The 18,315-nt window shown below is 55.1% G+C and carries 17 protein-coding genes; 7 read left to right on the forward strand and 10 right to left on the reverse strand.

All coding sequences use genetic code 11. The features are described 5' to 3' along the window. Positions 1-8 precede the first annotated feature (8 nt). Positions 9-1,232, forward strand: a complete 1,224-nt coding sequence (locus LY264_RS17640; RefSeq protein WP_048226126.1) for a phosphoadenosine phosphosulfate reductase — start codon at positions 9-11, stop codon at positions 1,230-1,232. Further along, positions 1,217-1,834: an IbrB-like domain-containing protein gene (locus LY264_RS17645; RefSeq protein ID WP_048226128.1), complete on the forward strand. Its 618-nt coding sequence runs from the start codon at positions 1,217-1,219 to the stop codon at positions 1,832-1,834. The genes LY264_RS17640 and LY264_RS17645 overlap by 16 nt, the downstream gene beginning before the upstream one ends. Here the strand turns inward: LY264_RS17645 and LY264_RS17650 are convergent, their stop codons facing one another. Further along, positions 1,835-2,995 carry a pyridoxal phosphate-dependent aminotransferase gene (locus LY264_RS17650; protein WP_048226130.1) on the reverse strand — a complete coding sequence of 387 codons (1,161 nt, stop codon included), beginning with the start codon at positions 2,993-2,995 and terminating at the stop codon, positions 1,835-1,837. A 132-nt stretch (positions 2,996-3,127) separates the two neighbouring features. Here LY264_RS17650 and LY264_RS17655 point away from each other — a divergent pair, with 132 nt between their 5' ends. Continuing rightward, positions 3,128-4,216, forward strand: a complete 1,089-nt coding sequence (locus LY264_RS17655; RefSeq protein ID WP_048226132.1) for an oxidoreductase — start codon at positions 3,128-3,130, stop codon at positions 4,214-4,216. Positions 4,217-4,325: 109 nt separating this feature from the next. Here the strand turns inward: LY264_RS17655 and LY264_RS17660 are convergent, their stop codons facing one another. From LY264_RS17660 to entC, 7 genes are all read right to left on the reverse strand, one after another. Beyond that, entirely contained in the window at positions 4,326-4,523 is a 198-nt protein-coding gene (locus LY264_RS17660; RefSeq protein ID WP_008784064.1) for a YbdD/YjiX family protein, read from the reverse strand. A 63-nt stretch (positions 4,524-4,586) separates the two neighbouring features. Beyond that, the gene (gene cstA / locus LY264_RS17665) at positions 4,587-6,692 is read right to left on the reverse strand and encodes a pyruvate/proton symporter CstA (RefSeq protein WP_008784063.1); all 2,106 of its coding nucleotides are present in this window, start codon (positions 6,690-6,692) and stop codon (positions 4,587-4,589) included. A 184-nt stretch (positions 6,693-6,876) separates the two neighbouring features. Next, on the reverse strand, positions 6,877-7,290 hold the full coding sequence (entH, locus tag LY264_RS17670; RefSeq protein ID WP_003022055.1) for a proofreading thioesterase EntH: 414 nt from the start codon (positions 7,288-7,290) through the stop codon (positions 6,877-6,879). Positions 7,291-7,292: 2 nt separating this feature from the next. Then, positions 7,293-8,048 (reverse strand): 2,3-dihydro-2,3-dihydroxybenzoate dehydrogenase EntA, encoded by a 756-nt coding sequence (gene entA, locus LY264_RS17675; protein WP_048226134.1) that lies wholly within the window; start codon positions 8,046-8,048, stop codon positions 7,293-7,295. Continuing rightward, positions 8,048-8,905, reverse strand: coding sequence for an isochorismatase (locus LY264_RS17680; protein WP_048226136.1), 858 nt, complete (start codon positions 8,903-8,905; stop codon positions 8,048-8,050). The genes entA and LY264_RS17680 overlap by 1 nt, the downstream gene beginning before the upstream one ends. Before the next feature lie 13 nt (positions 8,906-8,918). Further along, positions 8,919-10,529: a (2,3-dihydroxybenzoyl)adenylate synthase EntE gene (gene entE, locus LY264_RS17685; RefSeq protein ID WP_048226138.1), complete on the reverse strand. Its 1,611-nt coding sequence runs from the start codon at positions 10,527-10,529 to the stop codon at positions 8,919-8,921. Between the two features lie 31 nt (positions 10,530-10,560). After that, positions 10,561-11,736: an isochorismate synthase EntC gene (entC, locus tag LY264_RS17690; RefSeq protein WP_048226140.1), complete on the reverse strand. Its 1,176-nt coding sequence runs from the start codon at positions 11,734-11,736 to the stop codon at positions 10,561-10,563. Positions 11,737-11,923: 187 nt separating this feature from the next. Between entC and fepB the strand changes: the two genes are divergently transcribed. Then, positions 11,924-12,880 carry a Fe2+-enterobactin ABC transporter substrate-binding protein gene (fepB, locus tag LY264_RS17695; RefSeq protein ID WP_048226141.1) on the forward strand — a complete coding sequence of 319 codons (957 nt, stop codon included), beginning with the start codon at positions 11,924-11,926 and terminating at the stop codon, positions 12,878-12,880. 60 nt (positions 12,881-12,940) lie between these two features. Here fepB and entS read toward each other — a convergent pair whose 3' ends face one another. Beyond that, positions 12,941-14,176, reverse strand: coding sequence for an enterobactin transporter EntS (gene entS / locus LY264_RS17700; protein ID WP_003831193.1), 1,236 nt, complete (start codon positions 14,174-14,176; stop codon positions 12,941-12,943). A 109-nt stretch (positions 14,177-14,285) separates the two neighbouring features. On the opposite strand from entS, the gene fepD reads away from it, so the two are divergent. From fepD to fepC, 3 genes are read left to right on the forward strand one after another with little or no spacing between them, the layout of a single operon-like run. Further along, positions 14,286-15,293 (forward strand): Fe(3+)-siderophore ABC transporter permease, encoded by a 1,008-nt coding sequence (gene fepD / locus LY264_RS17705; protein ID WP_048226143.1) that lies wholly within the window; start codon positions 14,286-14,288, stop codon positions 15,291-15,293. Beyond that, entirely contained in the window at positions 15,290-16,282 is a 993-nt protein-coding gene (gene fepG, locus LY264_RS17710; protein WP_008784056.1) for an iron-enterobactin ABC transporter permease, read from the forward strand. Before fepD ends, fepG begins: the two co-directional genes overlap by 4 nt. Continuing rightward, positions 16,279-17,076 carry an iron-enterobactin ABC transporter ATP-binding protein gene (fepC, locus tag LY264_RS17715; protein ID WP_032942652.1) on the forward strand — a complete coding sequence of 266 codons (798 nt, stop codon included), beginning with the start codon at positions 16,279-16,281 and terminating at the stop codon, positions 17,074-17,076. Before fepG ends, fepC begins: the two co-directional genes overlap by 4 nt. Positions 17,077-17,122: 46 nt before the next feature. Here fepC and wzz(fepE) read toward each other — a convergent pair whose 3' ends face one another. Next, complete coding sequence (gene wzz(fepE), locus LY264_RS17720) at positions 17,123-18,256, reverse strand: LPS O-antigen length regulator Wzz(fepE) (RefSeq protein ID WP_048226145.1); 1,134 nt, start codon at positions 18,254-18,256, stop codon at positions 17,123-17,125. Positions 18,257-18,315 lie beyond the last annotated feature (59 nt).

An 18,315-nucleotide genomic window follows, 5' to 3' on the forward strand; every position in this document is an offset into this window, starting at 1 on the left:
GACTTGATATGTCTGTTTATAAAATACCACTGAATCAAAACGTTCTCGAAGCCGCACAGGAACGTATTGCCTGGACGCTTGAGGCTCTGCCACGCATTTGCGTTTCTTTCTCTGGGGGTAAAGATTCTGGGTTGATGTTACATCTGACGGCCATAAGCGCCCGCCAGTCAGGTAAAAAAATTGACGTGTTATTTATCGACTGGGAAGCCCAGTTTTCCTGCACTATCGACTATGTACAGGCGCTTCGCGAACGTTATTCTGATGTCATCGAACGCTTTTATTGGGTCGCATTACCGCTCACTACGCAAAATTCCCTCTCCCAATTTCAACCTGAATGGCAGTGTTGGGAACCGGGCACGCCGTGGGTTCGCCAGCCTCCGGAAGATGCCATAACCGATCCTGAGTATTTCTCTTTTTACCAGCCCGGCATGACGTTTGAACAATTTGTTCGCGAGTTCGCTGACTGGTATTCAGAGAAACGACCAGCCGCGATGATGGTCGGGATCCGCGCCGATGAGTCATATAATCGTTTTGTCGCCATTGCGAACTCGAAAAAACAACGCTTTGCCGATGATAAACCCTGGACCACCAGCGCCCCCGGCGGGCATACCTGGTATATTTATCCACTTTATGACTGGAAAACCGCCGACATCTGGACCTGGTTTGCTAAAACCCAGTTGCCATGCAACCCCTTGTATAACCTGATGTATCAGGCCGGTGTTCCTACACGATATATGCGCATCTGCGAACCCTTTGGGCCAGAGCAGCGTCAGGGACTGTGGCTCTACCATGTTATTGAGCCTGAACGCTGGGCGACAATGTGCGCGCGCGTCAGCGGTGTAAAAAGCGGCGGGATTTATGCGGGTCTCGATAACCATTTTTATGGCCATCGCAAAATATTGAAACCCGAACATTTAAGCTGGCAGGAATATGCCATGCTGCTGCTCAACAGCATGCCGGAAACGACCGCCGAACATTATCGCAATAAAATCGCCGTCTATTTGCAGTGGTATAAGAAAAAGGGCATGGAAAATATTCCGCAAACTCAGGAAAGAGATATTGGCTCAGCGGATATTCCGTCGTGGCGGCGTATCTGTAAGGTCCTGCTGAATAACGACTACTGGTGTCGGGCGCTGTCATTCAGCCCAACAAAACCCAAAAACTACCAACGTTATAACGAACGCATGAAAACCAAACGCCAGGAATGGGGGATCTTATGCAACAACGATTAACTCAGGAACTCGTTGGCTTTCTTTCTAATCTGTCAGAAAAAGAGAGAATTGAAGCCATCAATGAATTCAGGCAGGCGATACACAGCGTCAGTCCTTTTCGCGAAGAGCCTGTAGACTGCGTGCTGTGGGTTAAAAATGATCACATTTCACCTAATGACTACAACCCCAATAACGTTGCGCCACCGGAGAAAAAGCTGTTGCTGAAATCTCTGGAAGCTGACGGATTCACGCAGCCCATCGTGGTGGTCCACTCCACGGCTGAAGAATACGAAATTGTCGATGGTTTCCACCGCCACGAGTTAGGTAAAGCCAAAGCCTCACTGAGGCCCAGGCTGAAAGGATATCTGCCGGTTGCCTGTTTAGAACGCGAACGCCATGAGCGTATGGCGGCAACCATTCGCCACAACCGCGCTCGCGGGCGTCATCAAATCCACGCCATGTCCGAGATTGTCCGCGAGCTATCGCAACTGGGATGGAGTGAAGAAAGAATTGGCAAGGATCTTGGTATGGACAGCGACGAGGTTTTACGCCTGAAACAAATTAACGGCCTGCAAGAATTATTTGCCGACCGTCGCTTCTCCAAAGCCTGGACGGTTAAATAGCTACAGCGAAACCAGACGTTCGGCTGCCGCTATCAGCGTCGATTCCTGCTTGGCAAAACATAGGCGAATCAGCTTATGCGGGAAAGGATCGGCGCAGAAAACCGATAGCGGGATCGCCGCAACGCCCACTTCTTTGGTCAGCCACTGGCAAAACTCAACGTCGCCAAGCGTGGAAACGGCGCTGTAATCGACCAGCAAAAAATACGTACCTTCACATGGCAGAATTTCCAGCCGGCTGTCACGCAGCGCGTTCACCAACACGTCGCGTTTTTTATGATAAAACGCGGGGAGCTCGCGGTAGTGTGCCGGATCTTCTCGTAGCATATCCGCCAGTGCGAGCTGAGCCGGCGTGTTGACGGAAAACGTCAGATACTGGTGCACTTTTCGTAGCTCAGCGCTAATGGCGGCTGGCGCAACGCAGTATCCGACCTTCCAGCCAGTCATATGGTAGGTCTTACCAAACGATGAAACAGCAACAGCGCGTTCCCGCAGCTCTGAATGTGCCAGCACGCTGGCATGCCCCTGTTTGGCGAAACAGATATGCTCATAAACTTCGTCGCTGATGACAAAGATCTCGCGTTCTTTAATCGCCTGCCACAGCGCGTCAAAATCGGCGTGATGCCACACGGTGGCAGAAGGATTATGTGGCGTGTTCAGGATAACCAATCGGGTACGGTCGCTGAGTAAGGCACCAAACGCCTGCCAGTCGACGCGAAAAGCCGGTGGTTGCAGGGCGATACGTTTAACCACACCGCCGGATAATTCAACCGCTGGCGCATAGCTGTCGTAGCTCGGGTCGAAACAAATCACCTCATCACCTGGGCGCACCAGCGCAGTGATCGCGGCATACAATGCTTCCGTTGCCCCCGCCGTGATAGTCACTTCACTATTCGCGTCAGGTTTATAGCCGTACAGGTCTGCCGTTTTATCCGCGATGGCTTCGCGCAGCGGCTGCACGCCCGTCATCGGCGCATACTGGTTTGCGCCATGCGCGACGTGATACGCCAGACGCTCTTGCAAAAAGAGTGGACCGTCAAAATCAGGAAATCCCTGCGAGAGGTTAATGGCCTGATGCTGCTGCGCCAGCGCACTCATTTGCGTGAAGATAGTGGTGCCCAGATTAGGCAGTTTGCTTTGCGGAATCAGCGGGTTATTACTCATTATTGTTATCCCAGCGTGTGATGTTGTGGTTGAAGCCACTATAGCACGATGCTAGTATTTGGCAATCAAGACGTTCAGACGTCTATATAAAAATAACCTGCCTGGACAGGACAGCCAAAAGGACAACACAACATGAGTAATACCGAGATTCGCGTCGTCACCGGCCCAGCCAACTATTTTTCCCATCCCGGCAGCCTGTCGAGACTGAACGAATTTTTCTCTGTCGACCAACTTTCACGCGCCGTGTGGGTTTATGGTGAACGCGCCATCGATGCAGCCTGCCCTTACCTGCCAGAGGCTTTTCATCTTGCCGAGGCTAAACGCCTGCTGTTTACGGGACATTGCAGCGAAACCGATGTTGCTCAACTGGCAAAAGAGTCGGGAGAGGATCGCAGTGTGGTGATTGGCGTAGGTGGCGGTACATTGCTCGACACCGCTAAAGCGTTGGCCCGTCGTCTGGATCTGCCGTTTGTCGGTATTCCTACTATCGCGGCGACCTGCGCTGCCTGGACGCCGCTCTCCGTCTGGTATAACGATGCGGGCCAGGCACTACATTTCGAAATTTTCGCTGACGCGAACTTCCTCGTGCTGGTCGAACCCGGGATCGTTCTCAATGCACCAGAAGAATACTTACTGGCGGGGATCGGCGACACGCTGGCAAAGTGGTATGAAGCCGTCGTGCTCGCACCTCAGCCGGAAACACTGCCATTGACAGTACGTCTGGGTATTCAAGCTGCGCAGACCATCCGCGACGTCCTGCTGGAAAGCAGCGAGCAGGCGCTGGCAGACAAACAACAAGGCACGCTAAGCCGCACGTTTTGCGATGTGGTAGATGCGATTATTGCCGGAGGCGGCATGGTTGGTGGTCTGGGCGAGCGCTACACACGCGTGGCGGCAGCGCATTCTGTTCACAATGGCCTGACCGTCCTCCCACAAACCGAGAAGTTTTTACACGGCACCAAAGTGGCGTACGGCATCCTGGTGCAGAGCGCGCTGCTGGGACAAGATGATGTGCTGGCGCAGTTAATTACTGCTTATCAGCGATTCAACCTGCCAACCCGGTTAGCTCAACTGCAAGTGGACATCAATAACCGCGCCGAAATCGACAAAGTGATTGCGCACACTCTGCGCCCGGTGGAGTCCATTCACGCCCTGCCGGTAACGTTAACGCCGGAGACACTGCGCGCAGCATTCGAAAAGGTAGAGTCGTTTACGGTGTGATTATGGTGCGGGTTGCCTGATGACGGCTTCGCCTTATCAGGCCTACGACGCAAATTACGCCAATACGATGTTGTAGGCCGGATAAGCGTCAGCGCCATCCGGCAAAAAATCAACAGCACTTCGCGCCACCTTTCCCGCCATATCGTGCATCCTGGCGCTCACGGAAAAATTCTTCATAGGTCATTGGCGTCTGGTCCGGATGCGTGACGCGCATATGTTCAACATAGTTGTCGTAATCCGGCATACCTATCATTAATCGGGCGGTTTGACCTAAATACTTCCCGGCTTTGGCGAGTGTTTCAAACATAGTGTTTCCCTGTCGTACAAACGCCCTCCCCGTTCAGGAGAGGGCTGGTTGGTTAAGAGAATATTAGTGCGCGCCTTTCGCCTGCGCCACGATCTCTTCGACATTCTCAGGCATCGGCTCGTACGGTGTCTCTTTCGACGTTGGTTTGTCCTCTTTCAATGCTGCCAGCGCAGTTTTGATGGAGAACAGACCCAGCACCACAACGACGACCATGAAGAAGATGGTGAGACCCGCATCCAGGCGGTTGTTAAACACCAGTTGCGTCAGCTGCGACTGGGTGTATTGCGCCGGAATGTTACCGCTGTCGATCATCGCCTGGAACTTGTTGGCGATAGCCAGGAAGCCGATTTTCGCATCCGGGCTAAACGCTTTCTGCCAGCCAGCGGTCAGGGTACAAATTAGCAACCAGGCCGTTGGCACCAGCGCCACCCACGCGTAGCGCTGGCGTTTCATCTTGAACAGCACCACAGCACAGAGCATCAACGCCATACCGGCCAGCATCTGGTTAGCGATACCAAACAGCGGCCACAGGGTATTAATACCACCCAGAGGATCCACCACGCCCTGGTGTAAGAAGTAACCCCAGGCCAGCACGCACAGCGCTGTAGCCAGCAGGTTTGCAGGCAGCGAATCGGTACGTTTCAGGCTCGGTGATACCACGCCCAGCAAGTCCTGCAGCATAAAGCGCGCGGCGCGTGTACCGGCATCTACCGCCGTCAGAATAAACAACGCTTCAAACAGAATGGCGAAGTGATACCAGAACGCCACATCCATCATGCCACCCAGCGCGCCGTGCAGAATGTACGCCATCCCGACGGCCAGCGTCGGCGCACCACCTGCGCGGGAGATGATGGATTGCTCACCCACTTCATTGGCGATTTGATGCAGGGTGTCTGGCGTAATGGCAAAGCCCCAACTGCTGACTACCTGCGCCGCAGAAGCCACTACGTCAACCGTGCCCGCAGGAGCCAGCACCGCCATCGGGCTGTTCATCGCAAAGTACACGCCCGGATCGATGATGCACGCGGAAACCAGCGCCATAATGGCGACAAAGGATTCCATCAGCATTCCGCCGTAGCCGATAAAGCAGGCCTGCCCTTCATTAGCCAGCATCTTCGGCGTGGTGCCGGAGGAGATCAGCGCATGGAAGCCAGATACCGCACCACAGGCAATGGTAATAAACAGGAACGGGAACAAGTTACCGGTCCAGACCGGGCCAGTACCGTCAACAAACTTGGTCAGCGCTGGCATGGTCAGCGTCGGACGCATGATCAGAATCCCTACCGCCAGACCAACGATGGTGCCGATTTTCAGGAAGGTAGAGAGGTAATCACGCGGGGCCAGCAGCAGCCACACCGGCAGGACGGCGGCAACAAAACCGTAGCCCACCAGCATCCACGTCAGCTGTACGCCGGTAAAGTCAAAGTACGGTGCCCAGGTCGGGCTTTCAGCCACCCAGCCGCCGGAAATAATGGCAAACACCAGGAACACCAGACCGATGACCGACACTTCGCCAATGCGGCCCGGGCGCAGATAGCGCAGATAAATCCCCATGAAGATCGCCAGCGGGATGGTGAACGCCACGGTGTAGGTTCCCCACGGACTGTGGGTCAGCGCTTTCACGACGATCATCGCCAGTACCGCGAGAATAATCACCATGATCATAAAACAGGCCACCAGCGCAATAACGCCCGCCGTTGGGCCCATCTCTTCTTTCACCAGTTCGCCAAGGGAACGACCATCGCGACGGGTAGAAACAAACAGCACCATGAAGTCCTGCACCGCACCCGCCAGTACCACCCCGGCGAGCAGCCAGATCATCCCCGGCAGATAGCCCATTTGCGCCGCCAGCACCGGTCCAACTAACGGACCCGCTCCGGCAATTGCCGCAAAATGGTGACCAAACAGCACTTTTTTATCGGTGGGAACATAATCCAGACCGTCGTTATGGCGCACGGCTGGCGTCATACGCGTCGGGTCAAGCGCCAGTACATTTTTCGCGATGTACAGGCCGTAGAAACGGTAAGCGATAAGGTAGACACAGACCGACGCCACGACTATCCACAACGCGTTGATCTGTTCACCACGATTTAATGCGATATAGCCGAGGGCAAATGCTCCCATAACGGAGAGCACTGTCCAGACGAGGTACTTCCCTGATTTGTTCATAGTTGTTATCCGTTGTCCGATCCAGAGAGATGTTACATTTTGTTTCTATAACATCTTTTCTGAATTTAACAACCTGACAACCATGCAAACCAGAAGTATCACTGAGTATTTACATTGCATTGTTAACTAGATCACTTCATTTACCTGTTAACTCTGCAATTTCATTTTACTTTGCCGGGTGATCTCACCCCATCACCGCAGTGCCTAAACGGCAGGTGCAGCAGCGTCGTCCTTGCTCATCAAAGATGACGATTTCCCAGCTTTGATTTTGACGCCCAAGGTGCAGCGGCTGGCAAACACCGCGCACTTTCCCCTGCGATACCGCCCGATGATGCGTGGCGTTGAGTTCCGTCCCCACCACGCACTGCCCGTCGCGGGTCATCAGATAACCCGCCATCGAACCCAGCGTTTCCGCCAGGGCCGCGGATGCGCCGCCGTGCAGCAGGCCAAATGGCTGATGCGTACGGCTATCCACCGGCATTTCGGCTTCCAGCACATCATCACCCAGCCGGGTGTAGACCATGCCTAAATGCGCCACCATCGTGTTCTGGCTGGTGGCATTGAGTTCATCCAGCGTTAAATGACGCTTCCAGATCATCGTCATGCCCCCAGCGTGGAACCGCCGTCCACCACGATATCCTGTAACGTAATGTGACTGGCCAGATCGGAAGCGAGGAATAAAATAGTGTTAGTGATCTCTTGCGGCCGGGCGATTTTCCCCAGCGGAATCCCGAGTTTAAACTGTTCGCCAAATCCACGAATGCGCTGTTGCTCCGCGTCATCGCTAACCCACAGCGTGCGCTGCATATCGGTGTCGGTCGAGCCTGGCGACACCACATTACAGCGCACACCGCTGCCCGCCAGTTCAAGTCCGACGGTCAGCGCCAGACTTTTCAACGCGGCTTTTGACGCGCCGTAAGCACTCATGCCGATACGCGGCGTGTGCGCCGCATCCGACGCGACGGTCACGATCGCCCCGCCCTGCTGGCGACGAAACTGCGCCATCGTCTGCTGAAACAGATTGAACGCCCCGCCAACGTTAACCGCAAACGTCTGCTGCCACTCCTCAGCGCTCAGCGCATCGGTGGCCCCCATACGCAAAATACCTGCGGCATTGACCAACACATCTAAACGCTCGCGCGCTTTGAAGACGCGCTGGCACACTTCAGCTACTTGTCCGGCATTCGCCACATCCAGCACTTCGGTCGCAAACGGGTAGTTATCCTGAGGAAATTCGCGATCGAATCCTGTCACCTCAGCACCAGCCTTCGCAAATGCCAGCGCCGTGGTGTAGCCAATCCCTTTACCCGCGCCGGTTACCCAGACGGTTTTCCCGGCAAAATCAAATCCAGCCATTACTTCACCTCACGGGAGAGCAGTGCCCACCATGCGTCAATGGTCGGTTTTTTCGCCAGCATCACGAAATCAATGTCACCATGAACCTTACGCCAGCGCGCCGCCAGCGCCATCATGCGCACGGAATCCAGCCCGTAGTCGATCAGGTTTTCGTCATCCATCGGCTCTTCAGACTCATCCAGCAACGGCAGAATAACGCTGCGCAACGCATCTTTACTGGTCGGGACCGGTGTCGGCAATAATTCCTGGGTCATTACCACACGCCCGGAACGTCCCGCCACGTATTTCAGCGACATCAGGTGTTCGTCACGGCTAAAGTCCGCCAGCGCATCGGCAACCATAAACGGCTTGATGTCACGCATGAAGGCGTCCGTTGCGGTGGTCATACAGCCGATATGCGCATACACCCCGGTAATGATCAGTTGATTACGTCCGGTTTCCTTGAGCATCTGTTCCAGCGGGGAGCGATGAAATGCGCTATAACGCCATTTCACCAGAATGGTATCCGCTTCATCCGGCGCCAGCGCCTCAACGATCTTTTGTTGTTCCGGGGAACGCGTCAAGCCCGGTCCCCACATATCATTGAGCAGAGCGCGGTCTTCATCACTCTGTTCTTTCGGCTGAGCGGTGTAATACACCGGAATGTTATGCTCTTTGCAGTACTGGCGCAGCGCGGCGATGTTCGCGACGACCTGCTCCATCATCGGGCAGTTATTGCCCCAAAAGCCGATAAAATAATCCTGCATGTCGTGGATCAGCAGCGCGGCGCGTTCAGGGTCAAATGCCCAGTCGACTTTGTTCACCGGAACATCGAGCGCCGTTGGTAGCGCATAAGCCTGCAGTTTAGGAATTGCCATTTCTATTTCTCCTTCAGGCCAGTGAACGTGATGCCAGCCACTGACGTAATTGTTTTTTATCTACCTTCCCCACTGGAGTCAGCGGTAATGACTCAACGCACTCAACACGATCGGGTAATTTGAATTCCGCTATGCCCTGTTCGCGTAGAAAACGGCGCACCTGCACCGCGCGCAGCGGCTCTTTCACCACCAGCCAGGCACAGCTTTTCTCGCCCATCAGTTCGTCATCCATACTGACCAGCGCGGCATGGATCACCATTGGATGGCGCAGTAGCAGGTTTTCAATCTCTTCAGCGGCGATCTTCTCCCCGCCGCGATTGATCTGATCCTTTTCACGCCCCTGAACGGTGATGTAACCATCCGGATCGATAGCGATCAGATCGCCGGAACAGTAAAAGCCGTCGGCGTCAAAGGCGCTGGCATTATGTTCAGGACTTTTGAAATAACCGCGGAAGGTGTACGGACCACGCGTCATCAGGCGTCCGGTCTCTCCCTGGGCTAAAGGGTTGCCGTCAGCGTCTGCTACCCAGACTTCATCATCGGGACACATCGGGCGACCCTGGGTATTGATGATGCGCTCAGGACTGTCGTCCAGACGGGTATAGTTCACCAGCCCTTCCGCCATGCCGAAGACCTGCTGCAACTGGCAGCCAATCTCGGCTGGAATACGTGCCGCAAGCGTGGCGGAAAGTCTCGCACCACCGACCTGAAGCAGTTTCAGCGAAGCCAGTTGCGCATTACTGCCCCACTCCGCAATCGCCTGCAACCACAGGCTCACCGCAGGCGGCACCAGCGCCGTGACGTTAACCTGATGCTGTTCAATCAACGGGAAACACAGAGTGGCACTCGGGTCAGCCGCCAGCACCACAGTGCCGCCGGCCAGGAATACGCCCAGCGCGCCTGGCGAACTCATGGCGTAGTTATGCGCCGCCGGGATCGCGCACAGATAACGCGTTTCCCCGGTGAAGCGGCAAATCTCATTGCTGCGACGCACGCTGTAGTAGTAATCGTTATGAGTGCGAGGAATCAGTTTTGGCGTCCCGGTCGTCCCGCCAGAAAGCTGGAAGTACGCCACCTCATCAGCAGGCGATGGCGTGGCGGAAAAATCTGTCGCAGGCTGGTTTATCGCCGTTTGCAGATTGTGTTCACCTTCATCGTTGCGCAGTTGCACCACACGCACTGAATTGTGTTCGGCCACAAAAGCGTTAAGAAAATCGTCGCCGCTAAACAGCGTATGCTGGCGATCGGCAATCAGCAGTGCCGGCTCAATCTGTTTGGCATAGGCGTTGAGTTCGTTACGCTGATGGCTGAACAGGGCCAGCACTGGAGCCACGCCCAGCTTGAGCAGCGCAAAGAAGGTGATGTACAGCTCAGCCACATTGCCCAGTTGTACCAGCGCGGTTTCGCCAGGTTTGATCCCCTGGCGACGCAAACTGCAGGCAAGATTGTCAGCGGCCTGATTCAACTGGCGATAGCTCAGATGGCATTCACCATCAATAACCGCCGTATGGTCGCTGTCGGCGTGACGGGTCAGAATGTCGGTCAGCGGCAAATCCTGCCAGTAACCTTTTTCACGATACCTGCGGGCAAACTCTTCCGGCCAGCGGGTGAAAGGAATACTCATTATTGCTCCTTAAAGCCAGTCCACAAGGCTCTTAATGCAGTCCAAAAACATTCAACATCGTGGAGAGCTTGGCCCCCGTTTCACGCCATTCCGCAACCGGGGAAGAGGCTGGAACAATTCCTGCTCCGGCAAAAAAACGCACCTGATTGCGCAGCAGCTTCGCACAGCGAATCGTCACCACCCACTCACCGTTACCTTCGGCATCACACCAGCCGACAATACCGCCGAACAATTCACGATCGAACGGCTCCAGCTCGGCGATAAGCTTGCGCGCAACCTGATGTGGGAAGCCGCTTAGCGCAGGCGTCGGATGCAGCAGGCACGCCAGCGTCAGGGCGTTTTCCTGCGGGTTGGCTTTACCTTCAAACGGCGTGCCGAGGTGCCAGAGCGTCGGCGTGGTAACCAGCTGTGGAGAAGAAGGCAGTTGCAGTTCACGGCTGCGATCGCGCAATACCGTTTTCATCGCCTGCGTCACCAGTTCGTGCTCATGGCGGTCCTTCTCAGACGCCAGCAGGCGGATCCCAGCTTCGCGATCCAGCACATCATCAGGCTGACGACGTGCTGAGCCCGCCAGCGGCAGAGAACTGAAACGATCGCCTTCTTTGCGCAGTAGCAGTTCCGGGCTGGCACCAATCAATACGCCGCCGTCTTCGATCGGTACATGGAAGTTGTAGCTCGCTGGATTTTGCGCCACCAGACGCTCCAGCAGCGCACCGCTGTCAATGTTGGCATCGGCGGTGATATCGATCAGGCGTGACAACACCACTTTGTCGACTTCTGGAGTGGACGTCAGCGCTGCCGCCCGGGCGACCATATCTTCAAAAAAGTCCTGTTCCGGGATCGATTTACGTTCAACGACGTTCAGCGACTGATGCGCGGTAAAGTAACGTGATGATTGCTGCTTCGCCGTGCGAGAGAAGCTCTGCCATGATTGGGGAATAAACAGCGATGATGGCTGGCGGGTATCAAAGGGAATCGCCCCGACCATGACAGGGTTCGCGATGCCCTGCGATTTGGCATCAGCAAACAGTGCGTTCATTTTCTGTTGGAAAGGGCTGTCTGGCGAATCGCCATCAATTGCCGGTTCCGCATAGCGGGCGAAGCATCCTGACGTCGTAAAACTACGGTACGGCGACATAAAGAAAAAACTGTCGGGAGCGAGCGTCGGCATAGTCTGCGTTTTTTCCTCGGCCAGTGACATATCCATATCATCCTCCAAAAATGATAAAGGCTCTAATAATGATTATCATTTATATTTTCGGTCGCTAACCTAAAAGCAAAGCGGCGGTATGTCAACTCTTGTGGTAGCACAATGTGCGACTTTGGCTTGCATCCTTGCTCGCTAACAATGAAAATGAGAAGCATTACTCATACTGATAACAGGAAGCTGATTCGTGAGTCTCCCCTCTTTTTGCCATACCGCGCTCTTACTGGCAGGTTTATCTCTTTCAGGAATTTCTTCAGGTCACGCCGCCGACTGGCCGCGTCAGGTTACTGACAGCCGCGGCACGCATACGCTGGAACATAAACCGCAGCGAATTGTCTCCACCAGCGTGACCCTCACCGGCTCGCTGCTGGCGATTGATGCCCCGGTCATTGCCAGCGGCGCTACTACGCCGAACAATCGCATCGGCGATGCGCAGGGCTTTTTACGCCAATGGAGCGAAGTGGCAAAAGAACGCAAACTGAGTCGCCTGTATATCGGCGAACCAAGCGCCGAAGCCGTCGCAGCTCAAATGCCAGATCTTATTCTGGTAAGCGCCACAGGGGGAGATTCTGCCCTCGCGCTATACGATCAGCTGTCCACCATTGCGCCAACGCTCATCATTAATTACGACGATAAAAGCTGGCAGTCGCTGCTGACCCAGTTAGGTGAAATTACCGGTCAGGAGCAACAGGCAGCAGCGCGAATTGCCGAGTTTGATAAGCAACTTCAGGCGGTTAAGCAACATATTACCCTGCCACCACAGCCGGTCAGCGCGCTGGTATATACCGCCGCGGCGCACAGCGCCAACCTGTGGACGCCTGAGTCAGCGCAAGGCAAGCTGATGGAGCAGTTAGGGTTCACGCTGGCAACGCTGCCTGCCAACTTGCACACCAGCCAGAGTCAGGGCAAACGCCACGATATCATCCAGCTTGGCGGTGAGAACCTGGCGGCAGGCCTGAACGGCGAAGCGCTGTTCCTGTTTGCTGGCGACAGCAAAGATGCCGACGCTATTTACGCCAATCCGCTTCTGGCGCATCTGCCAGCCGTGCAGAATAAACGCGTTTACGCCCTGGGTACGGAAACCTTCCGTCTCGACTACTACAGCGCCACGCTGCTGCTGCAACGTCTGTCGGCTCTGTTTTAATGGTCAGCGCCGGATGCGGCTAACGCCTTATCCGGCCTACAACCGTAGAGCACAACGCGATCAGACATTTACGGGGACCTGCCGGAATCGGCGCACTTCTCCCAACAACAGCAGCAGTAGCAGACCGACAATCACCAGCCCGAATCCACTCACGCTTGCCGAAGCAACCGGCGTCATCATCGCGCCCAGCCCACCTAACAACGCCGCGCCAATCGCATCGCCGGTGACGTTTTGCGCCGTCCACAAACCGTTAATTCGCCCGAGCATCGCTTCCGGTGTCTGCGTCTGTAACAGGGTGTACTGCAACAAAGAGCTGACCGCACTCAACCAGCCAAACAGCGCCAGACAAACCACACCAAGCTGCCAGACAGGCATCAAGCCAAACAGGCCGATAGCCAGAAATGAAGCCACGGTCGATGCCAGCATAATCAGTCCCGGGCGAACGCTGTGCGCCAGTTGTCCGCTGGTCAATGCGCCCACGGCTGCCCCCAGCGGAATAGCCGCATACAACAGGCCAATTTGCGCACTCGACATGTGCCAGTTAATCGCCAACGCCGGATACAGCACACGCACGGCGCTCGCCATGGTTAACAGACCACCGAGCAGCGCAATGCCGCCAATCAGCGGGCTGGCAAGCAGAAAGCGAAATGCTGCCAGCAGCGATTTCAGCGGATGCTCGCGCGGCTGCGGCGGAGGCGGCAACGCAGGAAGGCTCAGCAGCGGTAGTAAGGTAATGAAGGTTCCCGCCGCCGCCAGTCCGTAGTTCCAGGCCACGCCGCCAGTCGCGAGCAGCACCCCACCAAGCATCGGTGAAATTACCGATCCCAGACGCACCGTCAGCATGGTAATCGCCCCGGCCTGCATCAAATTCTCGCGCCCAACCAGCGCTGGCGTCGCTGCCAGCAAAGCGGTCACGCCCAGCGAGGCAAAGAAACCGTCCCATAAGCCAAGCAGATAAATCGCCAGCAACGACGGTTCGGGCAGCAGCGCATTCAGACACAGGCCAATAAAGCCAATACCACAGGTTCCACGCGCCAGCAGGATCACTTTTTTACGCTCATAGCGGTCGGCCAGCACTCCGCCCACCATCAGGCCAATAAACATTGCGCTACCGGTCAACGTCACCGACAAACCCACCTGCCATGTCGACTGGGTCATCATCTGGATCTGTACCGGAACCGCCACGCCGAGTAGCCCCAGAGAGACAATGGAAATAAAACGGGCGAGGAAGACAGCGCGAAATGCTGGGTGGGTCTTTAACAGGCTGAGATTGAGCAGCCAGGATTGTCGATTCATTACAGAGCCTTACCAGGTACTTTTTCAATATCCATTCGATGGCTGCACATGCTAACATATCCAAATAAGATCGATAACGATAATTACTATCATTATCAGGGAAGTTGATATGTCATGCTCTGTTTCCGCGACACGCACCTTCGCCGTGCCCGGACTATTGTTATTACTTGTTCTCACCACGGTATTAAGTCTGGTTATTGGCGCCAAGTCGCTACCTGCCTCCGTGGTGCTGGATGCGCTCACCGGCAGTTGTCAAAGTGCTGATTGCACCATCGTGCTGGACGCGCGCCTGCCGCGCACGCTGGCGGGGCTGCTCGCCGGTGGTGCGCTGGGCCTGGCTGGCGCACTAATGCAAACGCTCACGCGTAACCCTCTCGCCGATCCCGGCATTCTGGGTGTCAACTCCGGCGCCAGCTTCGCTATTGTGCTGGGGGCCGCGCTGTTCGGCTTTTCCTCTGCGCAAGAACAGCTGCTGATGGCCTTTTGCGGTGCGCTGGCTGCATCGCTGATCGTAGCTTTTACCGGTAGTCAGGGCGGCGGGCAGTTAAGCCCAGTACGTCTGACGCTGGCGGGCGTAGCGCTGGGCGCGGTGCTAGAAGGATTATCTACCGGCATCGCCCTGCTCAATCCGGACGTCTACGACCAGTTGCGTTTCTGGCAGGCCGGTTCACTGGATATCCGTAGCCTGCAAACGCTAAAGGTTGTTCTGGTACCGGTACTGATTGCTGCGGCTGTCGCGTTATTCCTCAGCCGGGCACTGAATAGCCTGAGCCTTGGCAGCGACACCGCTACCGCGCTTGGCAGTAAAGTCGCTCGCACGCAGTTTATTGGCCTGCTGGTTATTACCGTACTGTGCGGCAGTGCGACCGCGATTGTTGGTCCTATCGCCTTTATCGGCCTGATGATGCCGCACATGGCGCGCTGGCTGGTGGGGGCGGATCACCGCTGGTCACTGCCCGTAACCCTACTGGCAACGCCTACTCTGTTACTGATTGCCGATATAATCGGTCGCCTGATTGTCCCCGGCGAGCTGCGCGTGTCGGTAGTCAGTGCTTTTATCGGTGCACCGGTGCTTATCTTTCTGGTACGCCGTAAATCGCGCGGGGGTGGCGCATGATGCACCTCTCCCGCCGCCTGATAATCAGCAGCCTGCTGCTGGTTGCAGGTTGTCTCGTCATTGGTTTGTGGAGCCTGCGTAGCGGCGTTGTTACGCTGGAAACCCAGCAAATTATTGCCGCCCTGCTCGGCGATGCGCCGCGCAGTATTACGCTGGTGGTGACCGAATGGCGCTTGCCACGCGTGCTCATGGCGCTATTGATTGGCGCGGCGCTCGGCGTGAGCGGCGCAATATTTCAGTCGCTGATGCGCAACCCGCTGGGCAGCCCGGATGTGATGGGTTTCAATACCGGAGCCTGGAGCGGTGTGCTGGTGGCAATGGTGCTGTTCGGACAGCATCTCACCGCTATCGCGCTGGCGGCCATGCTGGGTGGGATTCTGACCTCTCTGGTGGTCTGGGCGCTCGCCTGGCGCAATGGGATCGACACCTTCCGGCTTATTATTATCGGTATCGGCATTCGCGCCATGCTGGTGGCGTTCAACACCTGGCTACTGCTGAAAGCATCATTAGAAACCGCGCTGACGGCCGGGCTGTGGAACGCCGGATCGCTCAATGGCCTGACCTGGGCCAAAACCTGGCCTTCTGCCCCGCTGATTATCATCATGCTGGTGTGCGCCGCGCTGCTGGTACGCCGGATGCGCTTACTGGAAATGGGTGATGACAGCGCCTGTGCGCTTGGCGTCAGCGTTGAGCGTTCACGTCTGATGATGATGCTGGTTGCGGTGGTACTGACCGCTGCCGCCACCGCGCTGGCCGGTCCTATCTCGTTTATTGCTCTTGTCGCGCCGCATATCGCGCGACGTATAAGCGGTACATCGCGCTGGGGATTAACCCTGTCGGCGCTGTGCGGCGCGTTGCTGTTGCTGATGGCGGATTTATGCGCCCAACAGCTGTTTATGCCTTATCAACTTCCGGTGGGCGTTGTCACCGTAAGCCTCGGCGGTATTTATCTTATCGTCTTGTTAATTCAGGAGTCCCGCAAAAAATGATCGAATCAGTAGCCCGTTTGCGTGGCGACCAGTTAACGCTGGGTTATGGCAAGTTTACCGTGGCGGAAAACCTCAATGTATCGATTCCCGACGGCCATTTCACCGCGATTATCGGGCCAAACGGCTGCGGGAAATCAACGCTACTGCGCACGCTGAGTCGTCTGATGACGCCCGCGCACGGCAAGGTCTGGCTCGATGGCGAGCATATTCAGCACTATGCCAGCAAAGAAGTCGCCCGCAGAATAGGTTTGCTGGCGCAAAACGCCACCACGCCGGGAGATATTACGGTACAGGAGCTGGTTGCCCGCGGACGCTACCCGCACCAGCCGCTGTTTACCCGCTGGCGGAAAGAGGATGAAACTGCGGTCTCAAACGCCATGCAGGCGACGGGTATCACCCATCTGGCATCACAAAGTGTGGATACCCTTTCCGGCGGACAACGTCAGCGTGCATGGATTGCGATGGTGCTGGCGCAGGAAACGTCGATTATGCTGCTCGATGAACCCACCACCTGGCTGGATATCAGTCATCAGATCGATCTGCTGGAACTGTTGAGTGAGCTAAATCGGGAAAAAGGTTATACGCTGGCCGCCGTTTTGCACGACCTGAATCAGGCCTGTCGCTATGCAACACATCTGATCGCGCTGCGTGACGGAAAAATAATTGCCGAGGGTGCACCGAAGGAGATCGTCACCGCGCAGCTTATTGAAAAAATCTATGGACTGCGCTGTATGATTATCGACGATCCGGTTGCCGGAACGCCGTTAGTGGTGCCGCTTGGACGCAACAAATAACACGCGTTACAGTATGGCGGCCAGCTTGCCGCCATACGACAATTCATCACACCAGTTGCTGATCAATAAACGTCATTTTTTGCTTACGCGACACCATGGCATAGTTCAGCAGAACGCCACCACACGCCACTATTCCCCCCAGTAATGCGGCCAGAATAACGATCATTGATTTAGCCGGACCGTCTTTTTTAACCGGCAGCGAAGGTGAGAGTTGATATTTAAACGGCGTAAATGTTACGTCACCCACATTCATCGCTAACAGTTGCTCAACGTGATACTGGCGATTACGTAATTCACCGTTAATTTCAGCAACATCCGTTACTGATTTTTCTATTTCTAATTTACGTTCGATGCCGTCAGCACCCAGTGAAATAGAGAAATCGGGGTCATCCTTCACGGCCTGGCCATTACTGTAGACCGGCTTTTTAATCCCGGCTGCATTGGCGATCTCCAGCGAGTAGTTCAGTCGCTGGATATTTGCTTCCAGCTGGTTTTTGAGCCTGACGCGATCCATCTCCAGTCTCTCTTTTTCATAACTGGTTTTGATGGACAATTTATTGCGAATATCTTCCAGCGTTTCTTTCACCACAAGGGCAGAAATATACTGGATATATCCCTTCAGCACTGACTGGGCTTCTTCGGCCTGAGGTGCGGTAAAACTCAGTGTCCATGCGGTATACAGCGAAGTTTCGTTCTTCTTACCCAGGTTAGTATCAACCGCTTTCATTTTCTCACTGAGCCTGACAATTGCCTGATGCAACTCCATTTCGTCGATATCAGCACCTTTCAATTGATCCATTACGTAAGGCGAAGAACGCAGATACTCTTCTAACAATGAAGGCGACTGGAATTTTTTGATAAACAGGTTAAACACATCACCACGGCTAACGCTAATATCCATATCCAGCACGCGCAATTTGGTCAGCGTATTCTCGAGTCCCTGCCATTGAACCGCTTCCGCCGGCGTCACGATGGCCTGACTGGTCCATTTTTGTGGCAGCAGAAAAGAGACCAGAATACCCACACAGGCAAAGGCGAAAACGGTCGCTATAATTTTCGTTCTTGCACGCCATAAGATTTCGATTAGATTCACTAAATCGATTTCATTTGCGTTTGCCGTTGGCTGAGGATACCCAGTAAATTCCGAAACGTTATCTTGCTTTATATTTAATGATGACATGTTGCGTGACCTGAAAACTTTCCTAAAAGAAAAACATTCCTGTGGGAGAAGTCTACCAG

It is taken from the genome of Citrobacter portucalensis (assembly GCF_023374935.1).
In the GTDB taxonomy this organism is placed as follows: Bacteria; Pseudomonadota; Gammaproteobacteria; order Enterobacterales; family Enterobacteriaceae; genus Citrobacter; species Citrobacter portucalensis.

Coding starts and splice junctions, on each gene's coding strand:
- fepG (WP_008784056.1), top strand. CDS start 15,290: ATGATGCACCTCTCCCGCCGCCTGATAATCAGCAGCCTGCTGCTGGTT.
- LY264_RS17645 (WP_048226128.1), top strand. CDS start 1,217: ATGCAACAACGATTAACTCAGGAACTCGTTGGCTTTCTTTCTAATCTG.
- cstA (WP_008784063.1), bottom strand. CDS start 6,692: ATGAACAAATCAGGGAAGTACCTCGTCTGGACAGTGCTCTCCGTTATG.
- entH (WP_003022055.1), bottom strand. CDS start 7,290: ATGATCTGGAAGCGTCATTTAACGCTGGATGAACTCAATGCCACCAGC.
- LY264_RS17660 (WP_008784064.1), bottom strand. CDS start 4,523: ATGTTTGAAACACTCGCCAAAGCCGGGAAGTATTTAGGTCAAACCGCC.
- LY264_RS17650 (WP_048226130.1), bottom strand. CDS start 2,995: ATGAGTAATAACCCGCTGATTCCGCAAAGCAAACTGCCTAATCTGGGC.
- LY264_RS17655 (WP_048226132.1), top strand. CDS start 3,128: ATGAGTAATACCGAGATTCGCGTCGTCACCGGCCCAGCCAACTATTTT.
- fepD (WP_048226143.1), top strand. CDS start 14,286: ATGTCATGCTCTGTTTCCGCGACACGCACCTTCGCCGTGCCCGGACTA.
- fepC (WP_032942652.1), top strand. CDS start 16,279: ATGATCGAATCAGTAGCCCGTTTGCGTGGCGACCAGTTAACGCTGGGT.
- LY264_RS17680 (WP_048226136.1), bottom strand. CDS start 8,905: ATGGCAATTCCTAAACTGCAGGCTTATGCGCTACCAACGGCGCTCGAT.
- entA (WP_048226134.1), bottom strand. CDS start 8,048: ATGGCTGGATTTGATTTTGCCGGGAAAACCGTCTGGGTAACCGGCGCG.
- entC (WP_048226140.1), bottom strand. CDS start 11,736: ATGGATATGTCACTGGCCGAGGAAAAAACGCAGACTATGCCGACGCTC.
- LY264_RS17640 (WP_048226126.1), top strand. CDS start 9: ATGTCTGTTTATAAAATACCACTGAATCAAAACGTTCTCGAAGCCGCA.
- entE (WP_048226138.1), bottom strand. CDS start 10,529: ATGAGTATTCCTTTCACCCGCTGGCCGGAAGAGTTTGCCCGCAGGTAT.
- entS (WP_003831193.1), bottom strand. CDS start 14,176: ATGAATCGACAATCCTGGCTGCTCAATCTCAGCCTGTTAAAGACCCAC.